18 protein-coding genes are annotated in these 16,932 nt (G+C 58.1%); 5 read left to right on the plus strand and 13 right to left on the minus strand.

Going from position 1 to position 16,932, the window contains the following annotated elements; translation table 11 throughout:
* Positions 1-5: 5 nt before the first annotated feature.
* The 4 genes from lspA to murJ all read right to left on the minus strand — a co-directional run bounded on the left by lspA (position 6) and on the right by murJ (position 5,962).
* Complete coding sequence (gene lspA / locus CKW26_RS11715; protein WP_095048703.1) at positions 6-518, minus strand: signal peptidase II; 513 nt, start codon at positions 516-518, stop codon at positions 6-8.
* Positions 511-3,342 carry an isoleucine--tRNA ligase gene (ileS, locus tag CKW26_RS11720; protein ID WP_095048704.1) on the minus strand — a complete coding sequence of 944 codons (2,832 nt, stop codon included), beginning with the start codon at positions 3,340-3,342 and terminating at the stop codon, positions 511-513. Before ileS ends, lspA begins: the two co-directional genes overlap by 8 nt.
* Positions 3,343-3,355: 13 nt before the next feature.
* The gene (gene ribF, locus CKW26_RS11725; protein ID WP_174244482.1) at positions 3,356-4,294 is read right to left on the minus strand and encodes a bifunctional riboflavin kinase/FAD synthetase; all 939 of its coding nucleotides are present in this window, start codon (positions 4,292-4,294) and stop codon (positions 3,356-3,358) included.
* Between the two features lie 129 nt (positions 4,295-4,423).
* A complete protein-coding gene (gene murJ / locus CKW26_RS11730) occupies positions 4,424-5,962 on the minus strand; it encodes a murein biosynthesis integral membrane protein MurJ (protein ID WP_095048705.1) in 1,539 nt (512 codons plus the stop codon).
* A 252-nt stretch (positions 5,963-6,214) separates the two neighbouring features.
* On the opposite strand from murJ, the gene rpsT reads away from it, so the two are divergent.
* Entirely contained in the window at positions 6,215-6,487 is a 273-nt protein-coding gene (gene rpsT / locus CKW26_RS11740) for a 30S ribosomal protein S20 (protein WP_003228351.1), read from the plus strand.
* A 183-nt stretch (positions 6,488-6,670) separates the two neighbouring features.
* Here rpsT and CKW26_RS11745 read toward each other — a convergent pair whose 3' ends face one another.
* The 5 genes from CKW26_RS11745 to rplU form a co-directional block, all read right to left on the minus strand.
* On the minus strand, positions 6,671-7,138 hold the full coding sequence (locus tag CKW26_RS11745; protein WP_095048706.1) for a CreA family protein: 468 nt from the start codon (positions 7,136-7,138) through the stop codon (positions 6,671-6,673).
* Positions 7,139-7,148: 10 nt separating this feature from the next.
* Complete coding sequence (gene proB / locus CKW26_RS11750) at positions 7,149-8,267, minus strand: glutamate 5-kinase (protein ID WP_042561149.1); 1,119 nt, start codon at positions 8,265-8,267, stop codon at positions 7,149-7,151.
* Between the two features lie 220 nt (positions 8,268-8,487).
* Positions 8,488-9,711, minus strand: coding sequence for an Obg family GTPase CgtA (gene cgtA, locus CKW26_RS11755; protein WP_016986202.1), 1,224 nt, complete (start codon positions 9,709-9,711; stop codon positions 8,488-8,490).
* 193 nt (positions 9,712-9,904) lie between these two features.
* Positions 9,905-10,162, minus strand: a complete 258-nt coding sequence (gene rpmA, locus CKW26_RS11760) for a 50S ribosomal protein L27 (RefSeq protein ID WP_003176049.1) — start codon at positions 10,160-10,162, stop codon at positions 9,905-9,907.
* A 34-nt stretch (positions 10,163-10,196) separates the two neighbouring features.
* On the minus strand, positions 10,197-10,511 hold the full coding sequence (gene rplU / locus CKW26_RS11765; protein WP_003176051.1) for a 50S ribosomal protein L21: 315 nt from the start codon (positions 10,509-10,511) through the stop codon (positions 10,197-10,199).
* 239 nt (positions 10,512-10,750) lie between these two features.
* Between rplU and CKW26_RS11770 the strand changes: the two genes are divergently transcribed.
* From CKW26_RS11770 to CKW26_RS11780, 3 genes are all read left to right on the plus strand, one after another.
* A complete protein-coding gene (locus CKW26_RS11770; protein ID WP_007950962.1) occupies positions 10,751-11,719 on the plus strand; it encodes a polyprenyl synthetase family protein in 969 nt (322 codons plus the stop codon).
* Positions 11,720-11,865: 146 nt separating this feature from the next.
* Positions 11,866-12,207 carry a zinc ribbon domain-containing protein YjdM gene (locus CKW26_RS11775; protein WP_016986200.1) on the plus strand — a complete coding sequence of 114 codons (342 nt, stop codon included), beginning with the start codon at positions 11,866-11,868 and terminating at the stop codon, positions 12,205-12,207.
* A gap of 205 nt (positions 12,208-12,412) precedes the next feature.
* Positions 12,413-12,670: a hypothetical protein gene (locus tag CKW26_RS11780; protein ID WP_034153845.1), complete on the plus strand. Its 258-nt coding sequence runs from the start codon at positions 12,413-12,415 to the stop codon at positions 12,668-12,670.
* 110 nt (positions 12,671-12,780) lie between these two features.
* On the opposite strand, the gene CKW26_RS11785 is transcribed toward CKW26_RS11780, so the two are convergent.
* From CKW26_RS11785 to CKW26_RS11795, 3 genes are all read right to left on the minus strand, one after another.
* Positions 12,781-13,398 (minus strand): FKBP-type peptidyl-prolyl cis-trans isomerase, encoded by a 618-nt coding sequence (locus CKW26_RS11785; RefSeq protein ID WP_008078561.1) that lies wholly within the window; start codon positions 13,396-13,398, stop codon positions 12,781-12,783.
* A 121-nt stretch (positions 13,399-13,519) separates the two neighbouring features.
* The gene (locus CKW26_RS11790) at positions 13,520-13,825 is read right to left on the minus strand and encodes a DUF6482 family protein (protein WP_095048707.1); all 306 of its coding nucleotides are present in this window, start codon (positions 13,823-13,825) and stop codon (positions 13,520-13,522) included.
* 135 nt (positions 13,826-13,960) lie between these two features.
* Positions 13,961-14,449: a TIGR00645 family protein gene (locus tag CKW26_RS11795; protein ID WP_007909801.1), complete on the minus strand. Its 489-nt coding sequence runs from the start codon at positions 14,447-14,449 to the stop codon at positions 13,961-13,963.
* Positions 14,450-14,608: 159 nt separating this feature from the next.
* Here CKW26_RS11795 and CKW26_RS11800 point away from each other — a divergent pair, with 159 nt between their 5' ends.
* A complete protein-coding gene (locus tag CKW26_RS11800) occupies positions 14,609-16,438 on the plus strand; it encodes a hypothetical protein (RefSeq protein WP_095048708.1) in 1,830 nt (609 codons plus the stop codon).
* Between the two features lie 36 nt (positions 16,439-16,474).
* On the opposite strand, the gene CKW26_RS11805 is transcribed toward CKW26_RS11800, so the two are convergent.
* Positions 16,475-16,789: a hypothetical protein gene (locus CKW26_RS11805; protein ID WP_007909799.1), complete on the minus strand. Its 315-nt coding sequence runs from the start codon at positions 16,787-16,789 to the stop codon at positions 16,475-16,477.
* Positions 16,790-16,932: the final 143 nt, after the last annotated feature.

Below are 16,932 nucleotides of genomic sequence, written 5' to 3' on the forward strand. Positions count from 1 at the left end.
CCTGTTCAGTCATGAACGGCTTCTCCGGTCTTTTTACTTTTGAACATATCCAGTGCCAACATCACCGCGCCAACGGTAATCGCGCTGTCAGCGAAGTTGAACGCCGGGAAGTACCAGCGGTTCTGCCAGTGCACCAGAATGAAATCGATCACATGGCCCAAGGCAATGCGGTCATACAGATTGCCCAGCGCACCACCTAGCACCAGCGCCAAAGCGACGGCCAGCCAGGTTTCGTTGCGGCCCAGGCGCTTGAGCCAGACCACCAGCACCGCACTGACCACAATCGCGATCAGGGCGAACAACCAGCGCTGCCAGCCGGAGCTGTCCGCCAGGAAGCTGAACGCCGCGCCGGTGTTGTAAGCCAGGGTCCAGCTGAAGTAATCGGGAATGATCACGATCTGCTGGAACATTTCGAGCCTGCCTTCGAAGTAGAACTTGCTGGCCTGGTCGATGACCAGAACCAGCAAACTCAACCACAGCCAGCTCAACCGTCCAAAACGGCCAACGGCATTAGGCATAGTGACGAACCTCGCCAGCGCCGCTGATGTTGTCGACGCAACGACCGCAGATTTCCGGATGCTCCGGGTTCACACCGACGTCTTCACGGCAGTGCCAGCAACGGGCGCATTTCGGGAAGGCCGATTTGACGATCTTCAGCTTCAGGCCGCTGACTTCAGTCACTACCGCGTCGGCCGGAGCCTGTACAAACGGTGCAACGCTGGCCGTCGAGGTGATCAATACAAAGCGCAGTTCGTTGCTCAACTTGGCCAGGTCGGCGCTCAGGGCGTCTTCGGCGTACAGCGTCACTTCGGCTTGCAGGTTGCCACCGACTGCTTTCGCTGCGCGCTGGATTTCCATTTCTTTGTTGACCGCTACCTTGACCGCCATCACGCGCTCCCAGTAGTCGCGGCCCAGTTCAACGTCGGCCGGCAGTTCGGTCAAACCTTCGTACCAGGTGTTGAGCATCACCGATTCGTTACGCTCGCCCGGCAGGTATTCCCACAGTTCGTCGGCGGTGAAGGCGAGGATCGGCGCGATCCAGCGCACCAGCGCTTCGGAGATGTGGAACAGCGCGGTTTGCGCCGAACGGCGGGCCTTGCTGTTGGCGCCAGTGGTGTACTGACGGTCCTTGATGATGTCGAGGTAAAAACCACCCAGCTCCTGCACGCAGAAGTTGTGGATCTTCGAGTAAACGTTCCAGAAACGGTATTCGCCGTAGTGCTCTTGCAACTCGCGTTGCAGCAGCAAGGTACGGTCGACTGCCCAACGATCCAGCGCGAGCATTTCTTCGGCCGGCAGAATGTCGGTAGCCGGGTTGAAACCGCTCAGGTTCGAAAGCAGGAAGCGCGCGGTGTTTCGGATACGACGATAAGCGTCCGCACTGCGTTGCAGGATCTGATCGGAAACCGCCATTTCACCGGAGTAGTCAGTCGAAGCAACCCACAGACGCATGATGTCGGCGCCCAGAGTATCGTTGACTTTCTGCGGCGCGATCACGTTGCCCAGCGACTTGGACATCTTGCGACCGGCTTCGTCGACGGTGAAACCGTGGGTCAGCAGTTCGCGGTACGGCGCGTGATTGTCGATGGCGCAGCCGGTCAGCAGCGACGAGTGGAACCAGCCACGGTGTTGGTCGGAACCTTCCAGGTACAGATCGGCACGCGGGCCGGTTTCGTGACCCATCGGGTGCGAACCGCGCAGGACGTGCCAGTGCGTGGTGCCCGAGTCGAACCAGACGTCGAGGGTGTCGCTGATCTTGTCGTACAGCGGCGCTTCGTCGCCGAGCAACTCGGCAGCGTCCATCTTGAACCAGGCTTCGATACCTTCGACTTCAACGCGCTTGGCCACTTCTTCCATCAGCTCGACGGTGCGTGGGTGCAGTTCGCCGCTTTCCTTGTTGAGGAAGAACGGGATCGGCACGCCCCAGTTGCGCTGACGCGAGATGCACCAGTCCGGACGGTTGGCGATCATCGAGTGCAGACGCGCCTGGCCCCAGGCCGGAACGAATTTGGTGTCTTCGATGGCTTTGAGCGAACGCACACGCAGGGTGTCACCGCTGGTTGGCTCTTTGTCCATGCCGATGAACCACTGCGCGGTGGCGCGGTAGATCAGCGGGGTCTTGTGGCGCCAGCAGTGCATGTAGCTGTGTTCGATGACGGTGGTGTGCAGCAGCGCACCGACTTCGGTCAGTTTGTCGACAATCGCCGGGTTGGCCTTCCAGATGAACTGGCCGCCGAAGAATTCCAGCGACGGCACGTACACGCCGTTGCTCTGCACTGGATTAAGGATGTCGTCGTTAACCATGCCGTACTTCTTGCAGGTCACGAAGTCATCCACGCCGTAGGCCGGAGCGGAGTGAACCACGCCGGTGCCAGCACCCAGTTCGACGTAGTCAGCCAGATACACCGGCGACAGACGGTCATAGAACGGATGACGGAAGTTGATCAGTTCCAGCTGTTTACCGGTGGTGGTCGCGATGACCGAGCCTTCGACGCCATAGCGCGTCAGGCAGGCTTCGACCAGCTCTTCAGCCAGTACCAGCAGCTTGTCGCCGATGTCGACCAGGGCGTAGTTGAATTCCGGGTGAACGTTCAGCGCCTGGTTGGCCGGGATGGTCCACGGGGTGGTGGTCCAGATCACGATCGAGGCAGGTTTGCTCAACGACGGCAGACCGAACGCAGCAGCCAGTTGGGCTTCGTCGGCGATCGGGAATGCTACGTCGATGGTCGATGACTTTTTGTTCTCGTACTCGACTTCCGCTTCAGCCAGGGCCGAGCCGCAGTCGAAGCACCAGTTCACAGGTTTGAGGCCCTTGAACACGAAACCGCCCTTGACGATTTCGGCGAGGGCGCGGATTTCACCGGCCTCGTTCTTGAAATCCATGGTCTTGTACGGGTTGGCCCAATCGCCCAGCACGCCGAGACGGATGAATTCGGACTTCTGCCCTTCGATTTGCTCGGTGGCGTAGGCACGGCACAGCTCGCGGGTCTTGTCCGCGCCCAGATTTTTGCCGTGGGTCACTTCAACCTTGTGCTCGATCGGCAGGCCGTGGCAGTCCCAACCCGGAACGTACGGCGCGTCGAAGCCCGACAGGGTCTTCGAGCGGATGATCATGTCCTTGAGAATCTTGTTCAGTGCGTGACCGATGTGGATCGTGCCGTTGGCATACGGAGGACCGTCGTGCAGAACGAACTTCGGACGATCCTTGCCAATCTCGCGCAACTTTCCGTACAGGCCAATACTGTCCCAGCGCTGCAGGATCTGCGGTTCGCGCTGTGGCAGGCCGGCCTTCATTGGGAAGGCGGTGTCCGGAAGGTTAAGCGTGGCTTTATAGTCGGTCATTTAAGGCTCTTCATTAGCGATGGGCGCTAGGTGCGGCTAGTGCACGGGCGGTGGCGACATCCGCATTGATCGCCGTTTTCAATGCCTCCAGGGAGGCGAAGCGCTGCTCTTCACGCAGCTTTTGGTGGAAAACCACCGTCAAACGCCGGTCATACAAATCGCCGGCAAAATCTAGAAGATGGACTTCAAGGTGGGCCTTGCCATCACCTTGTACCGTGGGCCGTACGCCGATATTAGCGACACCGGGCCAGGTCTTGCCGTCGATATCGACATTCACCAGATACACACCTGTGAACGGCACGCGACGACGTTTGAGTTGAATGTTGGCAGTGGGCGTACCCAGTTGCCGGGCCAGTTTCTGGCCGTGCAGCACGCGACCGGCAATGCGGTACGGGCGACCGAGCAAACGTTCGGCCAAGGCAAAATCGGCGGCAGCCAATGCATTACGCACCTGCGTACTGCTGACGCGAATGCCGTCCAGCTCGACGGTTTGTGCCGCTTCAACGGTAAAACCGTGCATCTGCCCGGCCTGCAGCAGGAAGTCGAAATCGCCGAGGCGGTCGCAACCGAAACGGAAATCGTCACCGACTTCCAGATGCTGCACGCCAAGACCATCGACGAGGATGGTGTCGACGAACTCACTGGCGCTGAGCTTGCTCAAGCGCTGGTTGAACGCCAGGCACAACACCCGGTCGACGCCTTCGGCAGCCAGCAATTGCAGCTTGTCGCGCAAGCGGGCCAGACGCGCCGGCGCGGTCTCGGGGGCAAAGAACTCCCGTGGCTGCGGCTCGAAAATCACCACGCAGCTGGGTACGCCCAACTCGAGCGCACGCTCACGCAGTCGGGCCAGGATAGCCTGGTGACCACGGTGAACACCGTCAAAGTTGCCAATAGTGGCGACGCAGCCCCGATGCTGGGGGCGCAAGTTGTGGAGGCCTCGAACCAGCTGCATAACGCGCTTCTTGCTCATAAAGTGGTCGATTATAACCACACCCGACGGTCGACGACAGGCAACACCGTAACGCAAAGTGAACGAGCCGACAAAACTGCCGGCCCGCGCCTGTTTATAAAGGGTAAAACCTCAGCTCAAGGCCTTGCGATTGAAATCACGCAAGCGGAAACCGAGCAACAGCAACATACCGAAATAGGACACCACGCCCGCCGCAACCAATGCGCCCAGACGCAGGAAGCGCTCAAGCATGTGCCCTTGATCCCACGCCGGCATGAAATGCATGCCAAGCAGCAACACTGCCGACATTACCGCCACCGCGATCACCAGTTTGAAACCAAACTTGGCCCAACCCGGCTGCGGCTGATACATCTGCTGTTTACGCAGTTGATAGAACAGCAGTCCGGCGTTGAGACAGGCACCGGCACTGATCGCCAGTGCCAGCCCCGCGTGCGCTAACGGGCCAATCAGCACCAGGTTGAACAGCTGAGTGACCACCAGGGTAAAGATTGCGATTTTTACCGGTGTACGGATGTTCTGTTGCGCATAAAAGCCCGGAGCCAACACTTTGATCACAATAATCCCGAGCAGACCGACAGAGTAAGCAATCAATGCGCGCTGAGTCATTTCGGCGTCGAAGCCACTGAACTGACCGTACTGGAATAGCGAAACAGTCAGCGGCTCGGCGAGAATCCCCAACGCCAGCGCACAGGGCAGCACCAGCACAAAGCACAGGCGCAGGCCCCAATCGAGGATTCGCGAGTACTCATGGCGATCTTTGCTCGCGTAAGTTTTCGCCAGCGTCGGCAGCAGAATCGTGCCCAATGCCACGCCAAGCACACCCGAAGGCAGCTCCATCAAGCGATCGGCGTAATACATCCACGACACCGAGCCTGCGACCAGAAACGAGGCGAAGATGGTGTTGATGATCAGCGAGATCTGGCTGACCGACACGCCGAGAATCGCCGGCAGCATCTGCTTCATTACGCGCCAGACGCCGGTATCGCGCAGGTTCAGGCGCGGCAGCACCAGCATGCCGATCTTTTTCAGGTGCGGCAGCTGATAGAGCAACTGCGCCAGTCCACCGACCAGTACCGCCCAGCCCAGCGCCATCACCGGCGGATCGAAGTACGGCGTGAGGAACAGCGAAAACACGATCATGCTGACGTTGAGCAACGTCGGCACAAAGGCCGGCACCGAGAAACGGTTCCAGGTATTGAGAATCGCGCCCGCCAGTGAGGACAGGGAGATCAGCAATATATAGGGGAACGTCACCCGCAACAGATCGGAGGTGAGCTGGAATTTTTCCGGCGTATCGGTAAAACCCGGGGCCGTCGCCCAGATCACCCAAGGCGCAGCGATCATGCCCAGCGCCGTCACTACCGCCAATACCAGCGTCAGCAGGCCCGACACATAGGCAATAAAGGTTCGGGTCGCCTCTTCACCCTTCTGGCTCTTGTATTCAGCGAGAATCGGCACGAATGCCTGAGAGAACGCGCCTTCAGCGAAGATACGCCGCAGCAGATTGGGCAGTTTGAAGGCAATAAAGAAGGCATCCGTCGCCATCCCGGCGCCGAAAGTACGAGCAATCAGCGTGTCACGAACAAAGCCCAGAATCCGGGAAAGCATCGTGATAGAGCTGACGGCGGCCAACGATTTGAGCAGATTCATTGAGGGAATTTGTGCCTGTCGATAAACAGCAGGCGAACAAAGCGCCTACTTGTGCGATACTCCGCGCCGCAGCAGCACAGAGCCAAAGCTCGCGAGTTTACAGGTCAAGCGCCGGAAATAAATATCCCGCCTCTTTATACCTACCACTTAGCGGAACGTTTCAAGTGCCCTTGACAAGACTTCAACTCATCGGCATGATTCGCGGCCTATTTTGTTTGCTATTTCCTAAAAAGTCTTTCGAGGAGCTCGACGGTGGCCAACTCACCTTCCGCCAAAAAACGTGCAAAACAGGCTGAGAAGCGTCGCAGCCACAACGCCAGCCTGCGTTCCATGGTTCGCACCTACATCAAGAATGTAGTTAAAGCCATCGACGCAAAAGACGCTGAAAAAGCTCAAGCTGCATACGTTCTGGCTGTGCCAGTTATCGACCGTATGGCCGATAAAGGCATCATCCACAAGAACAAGGCTGCTCGCCATAAGAGCCGTCTGAATGGCCACGTCAAAGCACTGAAAGAAGCTGCTTAATCCGACGTAGTCATTAAAAAACCGACCCTAGGGTCGGTTTTTTATTGCCTGTGATTTAACAAATCCCAGCGCAAAAAAATGTAGGAGTGAGCCTGATCGCGATAGCAGTGTCACAGTCAATAATTGCATCGACTGACACACCGCTATCGCGAGCAGGCTCACTCCTACAGTTGGTTTGCGGCGTTATTGCTGGATCGGCACCCACGGCAGGATCGGGATGGCGGTCACGGCATTCTGCGGACTGCCTTCGATCAAGCGGTCGCTGTAGACCAGATACACCAGCGTGTTGCGCTTCTTGTCGAGGAAACGCACCACCTGCATGGTCTTGAATACCAGCGAAGTGCGCTCCTTGAACACCTCATCGCCATCCTTCAGATCACCCTTGAACTTGATCGGACCAACCTGGCGACAGGCGATCGACGCTTCGGCGCGATCCTCAGCCAGACCGAGACCGCCCTTCACACCGCCCGTCTTGGCGCGCGACAGGTAGCAGGTCACCCCCTCAACTTTCGGATCATCGAAAGCCTCGACCACAATGCGGTCGTTCGGACCGACAAACTTGAACACCGTCGACACCTGACCGATTTCCTCGGCCGAGGCCAGCAATGGCATCGCCATCAGCAAGCCCAACAATCCTTTCGCTAAACGCATCGAATTTTCCTTAGACCAGAATCAGGTTGTCACGGTGAACCAGTTCAGGCTCCGCCATGTAACCGAGCAAACCGACAATCGCATCCGACGACTGACCGATAATTTTTTGTGCTTCCAGCGCGCTGTAGTTAGCCAGGCCTCGGGCAATCTCACGACCATCGGGCGCCACGCAGACGACCATTTCACCGCGACGGAAACTGCCCTGCACCAACTTCACACCTACCGGCAGCAAACTTTTATTGCCCTGTGACAGCGCCGACACCGCACCATCATCCAGCACCAACGTGCCGCGAGTCTGCAGATGCCCGGCCAGCCATTGCTTGCGTGCCGCGAGCATGCCGCGCTCAGGCGACAGCAACGTACCGATACGCTCACCCGCCTTCAGGCGATCAAGCACACGCTCAAGACGCCCACCAACAATGATGGTGTGCGCACCGGAACGCGCAGCCAGTCGCGCCGCTCGCAACTTGGTCTGCATACCGCCACGCCCCAGCGCACCACCCGTGCCGCCCGCTACCGCATCGAGACTCGGATCATCAGCGCGCGCTTCGTAAATCAGCTGCGCCTCGGGATTGTTGCGCGGATCGGCGTCAAACATGCCATCGCGGTCGGTCAGGATCACCAGCAGATCCGCCTCGACCAGGTTGGCCACCAGCGCCGCGAGCGTGTCGTTGTCGCCGAAACGGATTTCGTCGGTGACCACGGTGTCGTTTTCGTTGATCACCGGGATGACTTTCAGCTCGACCAATGCGCGCAAAGTGCTGCGGGCGTTGAGGTAGCGCTTGCGGTCGGACAAATCGTCATGCGTCAGCAGAATCTGCGCAGTGTGCCGGCCATGCTCGGCGAAGCTCGATTCCCACGCCTGCACCAAGCCCATCTGACCAATTGCCGCAGCCGCCTGGAGCTCATGCATCGCACTGGGTCGTGCGGTCCAGCCCAAACGGCTCATGCCGGCCGCTACCGCCCCGGAGGACACCAGCACCAACTCGACGCCAGCCTCATGCAATGCCACCATCTGCTCCACCCAGACACTCATTGCCGCGCGATCCAGCCCTTTGCCATCAGCTGTCAGCAAAGCGCTGCCGATCTTCACGACCCAACGCTGCGCACCTGTCACCTTGCTCCGCATCATCTTCAACCTTAGCTTGAGGGCAACGCGACCCAGCGCCGCCCATGACGTTATTTGTGACTTGCGATTTCCAGATACTAAAACGCCGCTCGATTGAGCGGCGCCTTAGAAAAACGGCTTGCAGCGATGATAACACCGCCCTGAGATGAAGACTCAGCACACACCAGCGATCTTCTAAAGGTCAAAAGATCGCAGCCTGCGGCAGCGCCTACCCAACGAATCAGTCACGCACGTAAATGATTTCCGGACCGTCTTCGTCATCCACATCTTCTTCGTCCCAATCATCGTCGCCGATGTCATGGACCGACTTCACGCCGCTGCGACGCAGGGCACGCTTGTCATCCAGCGCCTGCAGCTGCGCACGGGCTTCGTCTTCGATGCGCTGATCGAGGTCGGCCAGCTCTTCCTTGTAAGCCGGGTCATTGGCCAAGCGATCGGCGCGATCTTCCATGTAACGCATGATGTCGTGGCACAGACGCTCGGTACCGATCTTGGCGATCGCCGAGATCACGTAGACCGGGCCAGTCCACTCCAGGCGATCAACGATTTCCTTGACGCGCTCATCGTGCTCTTCTTCAAGGATCTGGTCGCACTTGTTCAGCACCAGCCAGCGATCACGCTCGGCCAGGGACGGACTGAACTTGATCAGTTCGTTGACGATCACTTCAGCGGCATCCGGCGCGCTGGAATCATCAAGCGGCGCCATATCGACGAGGTGCAGCAACAGACGCGTACGCGCCAAGTGCTTGAGGAAGCGAATGCCCAGGCCAGCACCGTCGGAAGCGCCTTCGATCAGACCCGGAATGTCGGCAATGACAAAGCTCTTCCAGCGATCGACGCTGACCACACCGAGGTTCGGCACCAGCGTGGTGAACGGGTAGTCGGCGACTTTCGGCTTGGCCGCAGAAACGGAACGGATAAAGGTACTTTTACCGGCGTTCGGCAAGCCCAGCAGACCGACGTCAGCCAGTACTTTCATTTCCAGTTTCAGGTCGCGCTGCTCACCCGGCTTACCCGGCGTGGTCTGACGCGGCGCCCGGTTGGTACTGGATTTGAAACGGGTGTTACCCAGACCGTGCCAACCACCCTGCACTACCATCAGTTTCTGGCCAGCCTTGGTCAGGTCACCAATCACTTCCTGAGTAGCAGAGTCGATCACCGTAGTGCCGACCGGCACGCGCAGGATCAGGTCTTCGCCCTTCTTGCCGGTGCAGTCAGTGCTGCCACCATTGGAGCCACGCTCGGCATCGAAGTGCCGGGTGTAACGGTAGTCGACCAGGGTGTTGAGGTTTTCGTCAGCCATCATGTAGATGGAACCGCCATCACCGCCATCACCGCCGTTCGGGCCACCGTTTTCGATGAATTTTTCCCGACGGAAACTCATGGCGCCATTGCCGCCGTCACCAGCCTTTACGCGAATCGATACTTCATCAACAAACTTCATAACCAACGCCTCTCGCCGTACGGACGAGCCGAAAAACAATCAAGACATAAGACTCTTGCAAAAATGAGCGCAGCGACCCCAAAACACGACCTGCATCGCACGCCGACAGCCCATACAAACAGTTTTGCAAGAGACTCACCCCACAAACGAAAAAGCCCCGTCGCGAGACAGGGCTTTTCCAGCGATCGCGCAATTAAGCTGCGACAACGCTCACGTAACGGCGGTTGAACGCGCCTTTTACTTCAAACTTGATCACGCCTTCGATTTTCGCGAAGAGGGTGTGATCCTTACCCATGCCAACGCCGTAGCCAGCGTGGAATTGGGTGCCGCGCTGACGCACGATGATGTTGCCCGGAATGATTTTCTGGCCGCCATACATCTTAACGCCAAGGCGTTTGGCTTCTGAGTCGCGACCGTTACGGGTACTACCACCAGCTTTTTTGTGTGCCATGAGTCAATTCTCCTAGTGAGGAATTAGGCTGAAATTAAGCCTGAATACCGGTGATTTTGATCTCGGTGTACCACTGGCGGTGGCCCATACGCTTCATGTGGTGCTTACGGCGACGGAACTTGATGATGCGGACTTTATCGTGACGACCTTGGGAGATCACTTCAGCCACAACGGTAGCGCCAGCAACAACTGGAGCGCCGATATTCACGTCGTCGCCATTGGCAACCAACAGAACGCGATCAAAGGTAACGGATTCGCCGGTAGCGATTTCCAGTTTTTCGATCTTCAGGTATTCACCCGGGGCGACTTTGTACTGCTTGCCGCCAGTAACGATTACTGCATAAGACATGGTATTTCTCCGATAATCCTGCTCACCCAGCTCTTTATAAGAAGAGGTATTGGCTGGCATGGCTGCATAAGGCTGGAAGGCCCGTTGCAATTGCGTAAGGCAGGTGCTGCCCAGGAAGTTCAGGGTGCGCGATTGTACGCAAGGTGCCGCAGGCTTGCAAGTAGCCGTCTATCGCGCCTTGACAGGTCTGGATGGGGGTCCTAGCATGCCGCGCAACCCTTCTGGAGCGACTCTCGCTGATGCAACCCCAAGCTTTCTACCGCGCGGTGGCGGACGATTTTAGCGCCGTCGACGGCATCATCAAGAAGCAGCTGACTTCCCGAGTACCGCTGGTATCGAAAATCGGCGATTACATTACCTCGGCCGGCGGCAAACGTCTGCGTCCTTTATTAGTGTTGCTGTGTGGCAAGGCCCTGGGTCGCGAAGGCGACGACATGCGCCTGCTGGCCGCCACCATCGAATTCCTGCACACCGCCACCCTGCTGCATGACGACGTGGTCGACATGTCCGGCATGCGCCGTGGCCGTTCGACCGCCAACGCCATGTGGGGCAACGCCCCGAGCGTGCTGGTCGGCGATTTCCTGTACTCGCGCTCGTTTGAAATGATGGTCGAACTGGGCTCGATGCCGGTGATGAAGATCCTGTCCCAGGCCACGCGCATCATCGCTGAAGGCGAAGTACTGCAACTGTCCAAGGTGCGCGACGCCAGCACCACCGAAGAAACCTATATGGAAGTCATCCGCGGCAAGACCGCGATGCTCTTCGAAGCTTCGACCCACAGCGCCGCTGCATTGGCCGGTGCTACCGCTGAGCAGAGCGAAGCCTTGCGCACCTTCGGCGACCACCTCGGTGTGGCGTTCCAACTGGTCGACGACCTGCTCGACTACAAGGGCGACGCCGAGACCCTGGGCAAGAACGTCGGTGACGATCTGGCCGAAGGCAAACCGACCCTGCCGCTGATCTACACCATGCGCGAAGGCACGCCGGAACAGGCTGCACTGGTGCGTCAGGCGATCCAGAAAGGCGGGATCGAAGATCTGGAAAGCATCCGCATTGCTGTGGAAGCTTCTGGTTCGCTGGAATACACCGCGCAACTGGCCCGTGATTACGTGGCCCGCGCGATCAAGTGCCTCGATGCACTGCCAGCCAGCGAATACCGCGATGCGCTGGTTGAACTGAGCGAGTTTGCGGTCGCCCGTACGCACTGATACCGCTGAAGCAAAATCAAGAGATCGCAGCCTTCGGCAGCTCCTACAGGGGTTGTCGATGCTGCGATCTTTTGCATTTGACTGCCTGAAAAACTAAAACCCTATACAATGTGCGACTTTTAGCGATCCACACCCAAGGAGCCTTAGTGAGCACGTTGCCACCCTGCCCGAAATGCAATTCCGAATACACCTACGAAGACGGTACCCAACTGGTGTGCCCGGAGTGCGCCCACGAGTGGTCCGCCAGCGGCGAAGCCGAAGTGGCGTCTGATGATGCCGTGAAGAAAGACTCGGTCGGCAACGTCCTGCAGGACGGCGACACCATCACCGTGATCAAGGATCTGAAGGTCAAGGGCACTTCGCTGGTGGTCAAGGTCGGCACCAAGGTCAAGAACATCCGTCTGTGCGATGGCGACCACGACATCGACTGCAAGATCGACGGTATCGGCCCGATGAAACTCAAATCCGAGTTCGTCAGAAAGGTCTGATTCCGTTGTCATCCATCCCGCGCCAGGCGTGGGATGGAGCTTCGCCCTCCCCGCTCCCCCCCAGCAAAACCGCGCAATAGCCAAACGCCAGCCGTTTTGACCTTACGCAATCTTTACCCGGAAAATTTCAGAATCCGCCAATAGACGCTTGCTATTTGACGAATAAGAATTATTCTCATTGAAACCCTTCAAGGAGATGAGAACCATGACTTATTTGATCGACGCGTGGCTGGATCGCCCACACCCTTACCTCAGAATCCTCCATCGGGAAACCGGTGAAGTCTGTGCGGTGCTTGAAGAAGAAGCCTTGCATGAACTGCAGGATCAAGGGGATCTGGACGTCAGCAGTCTCAATTCCAGCGAGCCATTGGTGCTCAAGGAGTTGGTGCGCAATCTGTTTCTGTTCTGCTATGCCCGGGCGTTGCGCCCGACCAGTGAACTGCATCACAAGATAGAACTATGAGCAGTAATACAAAACCTGTGGGAGCGAGCTTGCTCGCAAAGGCTTCAACTCGAATCTCAAGTTAGATTCAGTCGCCTGCATTCGCGAGCAAGCTCGCTCCCACAAAGGTCTTACAGAACGTCCAGCAGCTCGACGTCGAATACCAGAACGCTGTGCGGCGGGATGCTGCCAACGCCTTGAGCGCCGTAAGCCAGTTCGCTCGGCACGTACAGACGCCATTTGCTGCCGGCATTCATCAGTTGCAGGGCTTCGGTCCAGCCAGCGATCACGCCGCCAACCGGGAATTCTGCAGGCTGGCCGCGCTCGTAGGAGCTGTCGAACACAGTGCCGTCGATCAGGGTGCCGTGGTAGTGAGTACGTACTTGATCTTCACGGGTCGGCTTGGCGCCTTCGCCCTGAGTCAGCACTTCGAATTGCAGGCCGGAAGCCAGGGTAGTGATGCCGTCACGCTTGGCGTTTTCAGCCAGGAAGGCCAGGCCTTCGCCAGCAGCGGCTTCAGCTTTGGCAGCGGCTTCGGCTTGCATGATTTCGCGGATAACCTTGAAGCTAGCGGACATTTCTTCCTGGCCAACACGGCTTTCTTTGCCGGCGAAAGCGTCGGTCAGACCGGCCAGGATGGCGTCCAGGCTAACGCCCGGTGGCGGGTTGTCGCGCAGCTGGTCACCCAACTGACGGCCGATGCCGTAGCTGACGCGGGTTTCGTCGGTGGACAGATTTACTTCGGACATGACACTGCTCCGCTGTGCGGACGGCCACAAGACTTGCCGTGCGAGCACAGCGCGTCCCGGCGCGCCCGGAACCAAAAGGGCGAGCAGACTAGCACAGATGCCCGGCGATGGGGCGCAAGGCCTACAGGGCTGAACGCCAGGCGAGCGGCACCTTCAGGCTTTCATCGATGTTACCGGCCAGGCCGCACATTTCGTCATGCACCGAGGTGTGTACAAGATTGAAGGGCAGCACCGGAAACGCATGCAGCAGATCCCGCGCATGCTCCACCGAACGCAGTGTCAGCATGTTGCCTTTGAGATCACTCAACGGATACGCCGCGCCATGCATGCGTGCTTCGAGCAGATAAATCCCGCCTTCCATGGAGATCAGGTTCAACTCATCGACCTTCCTGGCGATGGCAAACGCGTTCAGCTCTTGCAGGTTCATGAAAGCACCTCACACAGTGGCGAATCAGGATCTCTACAGGGATATGCTCGCGCGCAACAAAGCACAAGCCACAAACGACACCGCCCGTCTGTTTCGCAACAGACGGGCGGTGTTTTTGCAGCGATCAACGGTTGATCAGTGCTTGGTGACTTTGTCCAGGTAACCCATGGCGAACGCCGAAACGACGAAGGTCATGTGGATGATCACGTACCACATCAAGTGCTCGGGATCGACGTTCTTGGCGTCCATGAAGATGCGCAGCAAGTGAATCGAGGAAATCGCCACGATCGAAGCCGCCACTTTCATCTTCAACGACGAAGAGTCCATGGTGCCGAGCCAGCTGAGCTTTTCCTTGCCTTCGTCGATGTTCAGTTCAGAGACGAAGTTCTCGTAGCCGGAAATCATCACCATCACCAGCAGACCGCCGACCAGTGCCATGTCGATCAACGACAGCAGCACCAGAATCAGTTCCGACTCGGCCATCGAAAAAACGTTGGGCAGGATGTGGAACACTTCCTGGAAAAATTTCAGTGCCAGCGCCAGCAACCCGAGCGAAAGCCCGATATAGATTGGCGCCAGCAGCCAGCGCGAGGCGTACATTGCATTTTCGATAAAGCGTTCCATTGAATCTCACACAAGGGGGTGGAAATGGCGGCGAGTATACCAGCCCCCTGTGACAGCCAGAAACTGCCCGAAAATCCGCCACCTGCGCGTGCGGATGATTTTTTTCTGCTAGTGTCGAAACCATTGACAGCCCAGTGACTGCAGACAGGACGTGTGGAAATGGATGTGCGATTACCGATAACGACGGCCGGAATTTGCCTTGCTCTGTTGATCAGCGGTTGCTCGCCCGGCGACGAAAAACACACCACCAGCCTTGAAGAAAAAACGGCAAAGTTCGAACAGTCACTGGACGCCATCACCGACACCAAACTCAAGGACGCCATCACCGAACTCGGCGGCTCACTGCTGCTGCTCGAACGCGCGCAACTCAAGCTCAACGACAATCCGCCGCGCACCGAATACGGTGAAGACGCGCTCGCCGTGCTCAAGCACTACCCTGCCCCGCAGACGCTGGTCGATACGTTTATCAACGGCCTGTTCGTGCTGCACAAGGATGCCAGCTCCGATTACCTCACCGATCTGCAACCGGTGTTCCCGTTCAACCTGAACATTCCCGGCGGTTTCTTGTTTCCACACGGTGTGGAATGGCAGTCGGTGACGTTGAGCAACAAACGCGTGATCGCCTATCAGCCGGAATGGTCGGAAACCGATCCGGGCATTCAGCTCAGCCCCTCCAGCTCCAACGTCACCAACCCCGATGACCTGACCGTGACCTACCCGTTCATTGACGGACTGGACGTGGACAAGAAGTCCTTGCCGCAACCGGTCAGCCTGCAAGGCCAGATCGAAGTCATCGCACCGCGCCGCTTGTACAGCTTCGACCTGACGCCAAAAGACGTCGGCCAGACCCGCAGCAATGACAACCTCAGCGTCAAACTGCTGAAGCTCGAAAACAACTACGCCGAAGTCGAATTCAGCAACAGCCTGCCATTGGCTGCGGAAGTCGCAGAGACGCAGCTCAATCCGCTGATCGTCCAAGCCCGCGACAAGACCGGGCAATACCTGATACGCGCCGGCTCGATCAACGAGAGTCCGGAGCAAGTGGCCTTCTATGAAAAACAACTGGCCTACCTGCAACAGCAGAAGGGCTGGAGCGATGCGCTGGAAAAGCAACTCACCGAAGAGCAGCAGGCATTCGAGGACAAGCACCCGCGTCGCTATAACAAGGTCTATTTCAATGGCCCGATCGACACTCTGGAAGTCAGCGTGCTCGACTTCTCCTCGGCGACGGTGACGCGCAAATCGCTGGATCTGCCGATTCGCACGTTCAGTCAACACACGACGCAGAAGGCTATCCAGCCGCTGGACCTGCCAGTGACGGTCTACGACGATCTGGCAGCCAACTGGCTCAAAGGCGCGAGCCTGACCGAGGACCAATTGAAGGCTGGCATCCGCGTCCATCAATCCGTGGAAGAACCGAGCGCTGCGCGCATCGAGTTTTCCCATCGCCGTACGTTCAACGATGAATTGCTCGGCGATGACTTCAGCCCGGGGGTCAGTCCTGTCACGTTCTTCACTGAAAAGCGCAGTGGCAAGCTTGATGAGCCGATCGAACTGCCGCCCGAGGCTTACCAGGTCGATCCGCTGCGCGCGACGATCACTTACGACCTGAACCTGTTCCCGGAAACCCCGGCGATCGCCGTCGGCTCAATGCCGCTGTTTCTCGCGACTGTGGCCAAGCAGGCATACGACGCCAAGTCCTTGCCCAAAGGTCTGGAGATCAAGAACAACCTGCTGGTGGTGGACCTGAAATTGTTTCCGCCCAACGAATGGCGTTTCTTCGTCAAAGACGACAGCGGCAACTACCTCAAGCAGATTCTTTCTGTCAGCCACGATGCGAGCGCAGAAGGCCCGGCGCTGTTCGGCGTGCACTATTTTTATGGCCGCCCGACTCACGTAGAAACCTACCAGCGCACCGACCTCGCCACTGTGCAATACGGCTTTGAGGTCAAGCTCGACAAGGCGCAGGTGCCTGAGACTGCCCATTGAAGAGCAAGATCAAAAGATCGCATCCTGCGGCAGCGCCTACAGGGCGCGGCCACGGCCACCGTTGATCTGCCGCAGTTGAGCTTGCAGGTGCAAACTCCAGATCTGCGGATCGTCGGCCAGTTCGTAGCCATGCAAGGTCAGGCTTTCAACGATGGTGTCGAGTATCGATTCGGCGGCGACCGGCCCATGAAACGGGCCTTGGGCCTTGATGGCGGAAGGTTGTTCACCGGCCATGCCGGCGGCGAAGAGCAGCGTCCACATGCCGTTATCGCCGGCCAACGGCTTGATGGCGCATTCGATACGGGTCACAAGACCCAGGCATTGACGGGTAAGGCAGAGGTTGCGCGACATGGCGGCGACCCTCGGTGAAGCCGGTATTCAGCCCTCACGGGAGGACTGGCTCGATCCAGTGATACTGTCGATATCCTTGAGCTGAGAATAGAAGAAAAGTCCGCTGCGCAAGCCGAATGAGACCAGAAGGCGCCGAATGGTCA

Source organism: Pseudomonas sp. Irchel s3h9, from assembly GCF_900187475.1.
GTDB classification, from domain to species: Bacteria; Pseudomonadota; Gammaproteobacteria; order Pseudomonadales; family Pseudomonadaceae; genus Aquipseudomonas; species Aquipseudomonas neuropathica.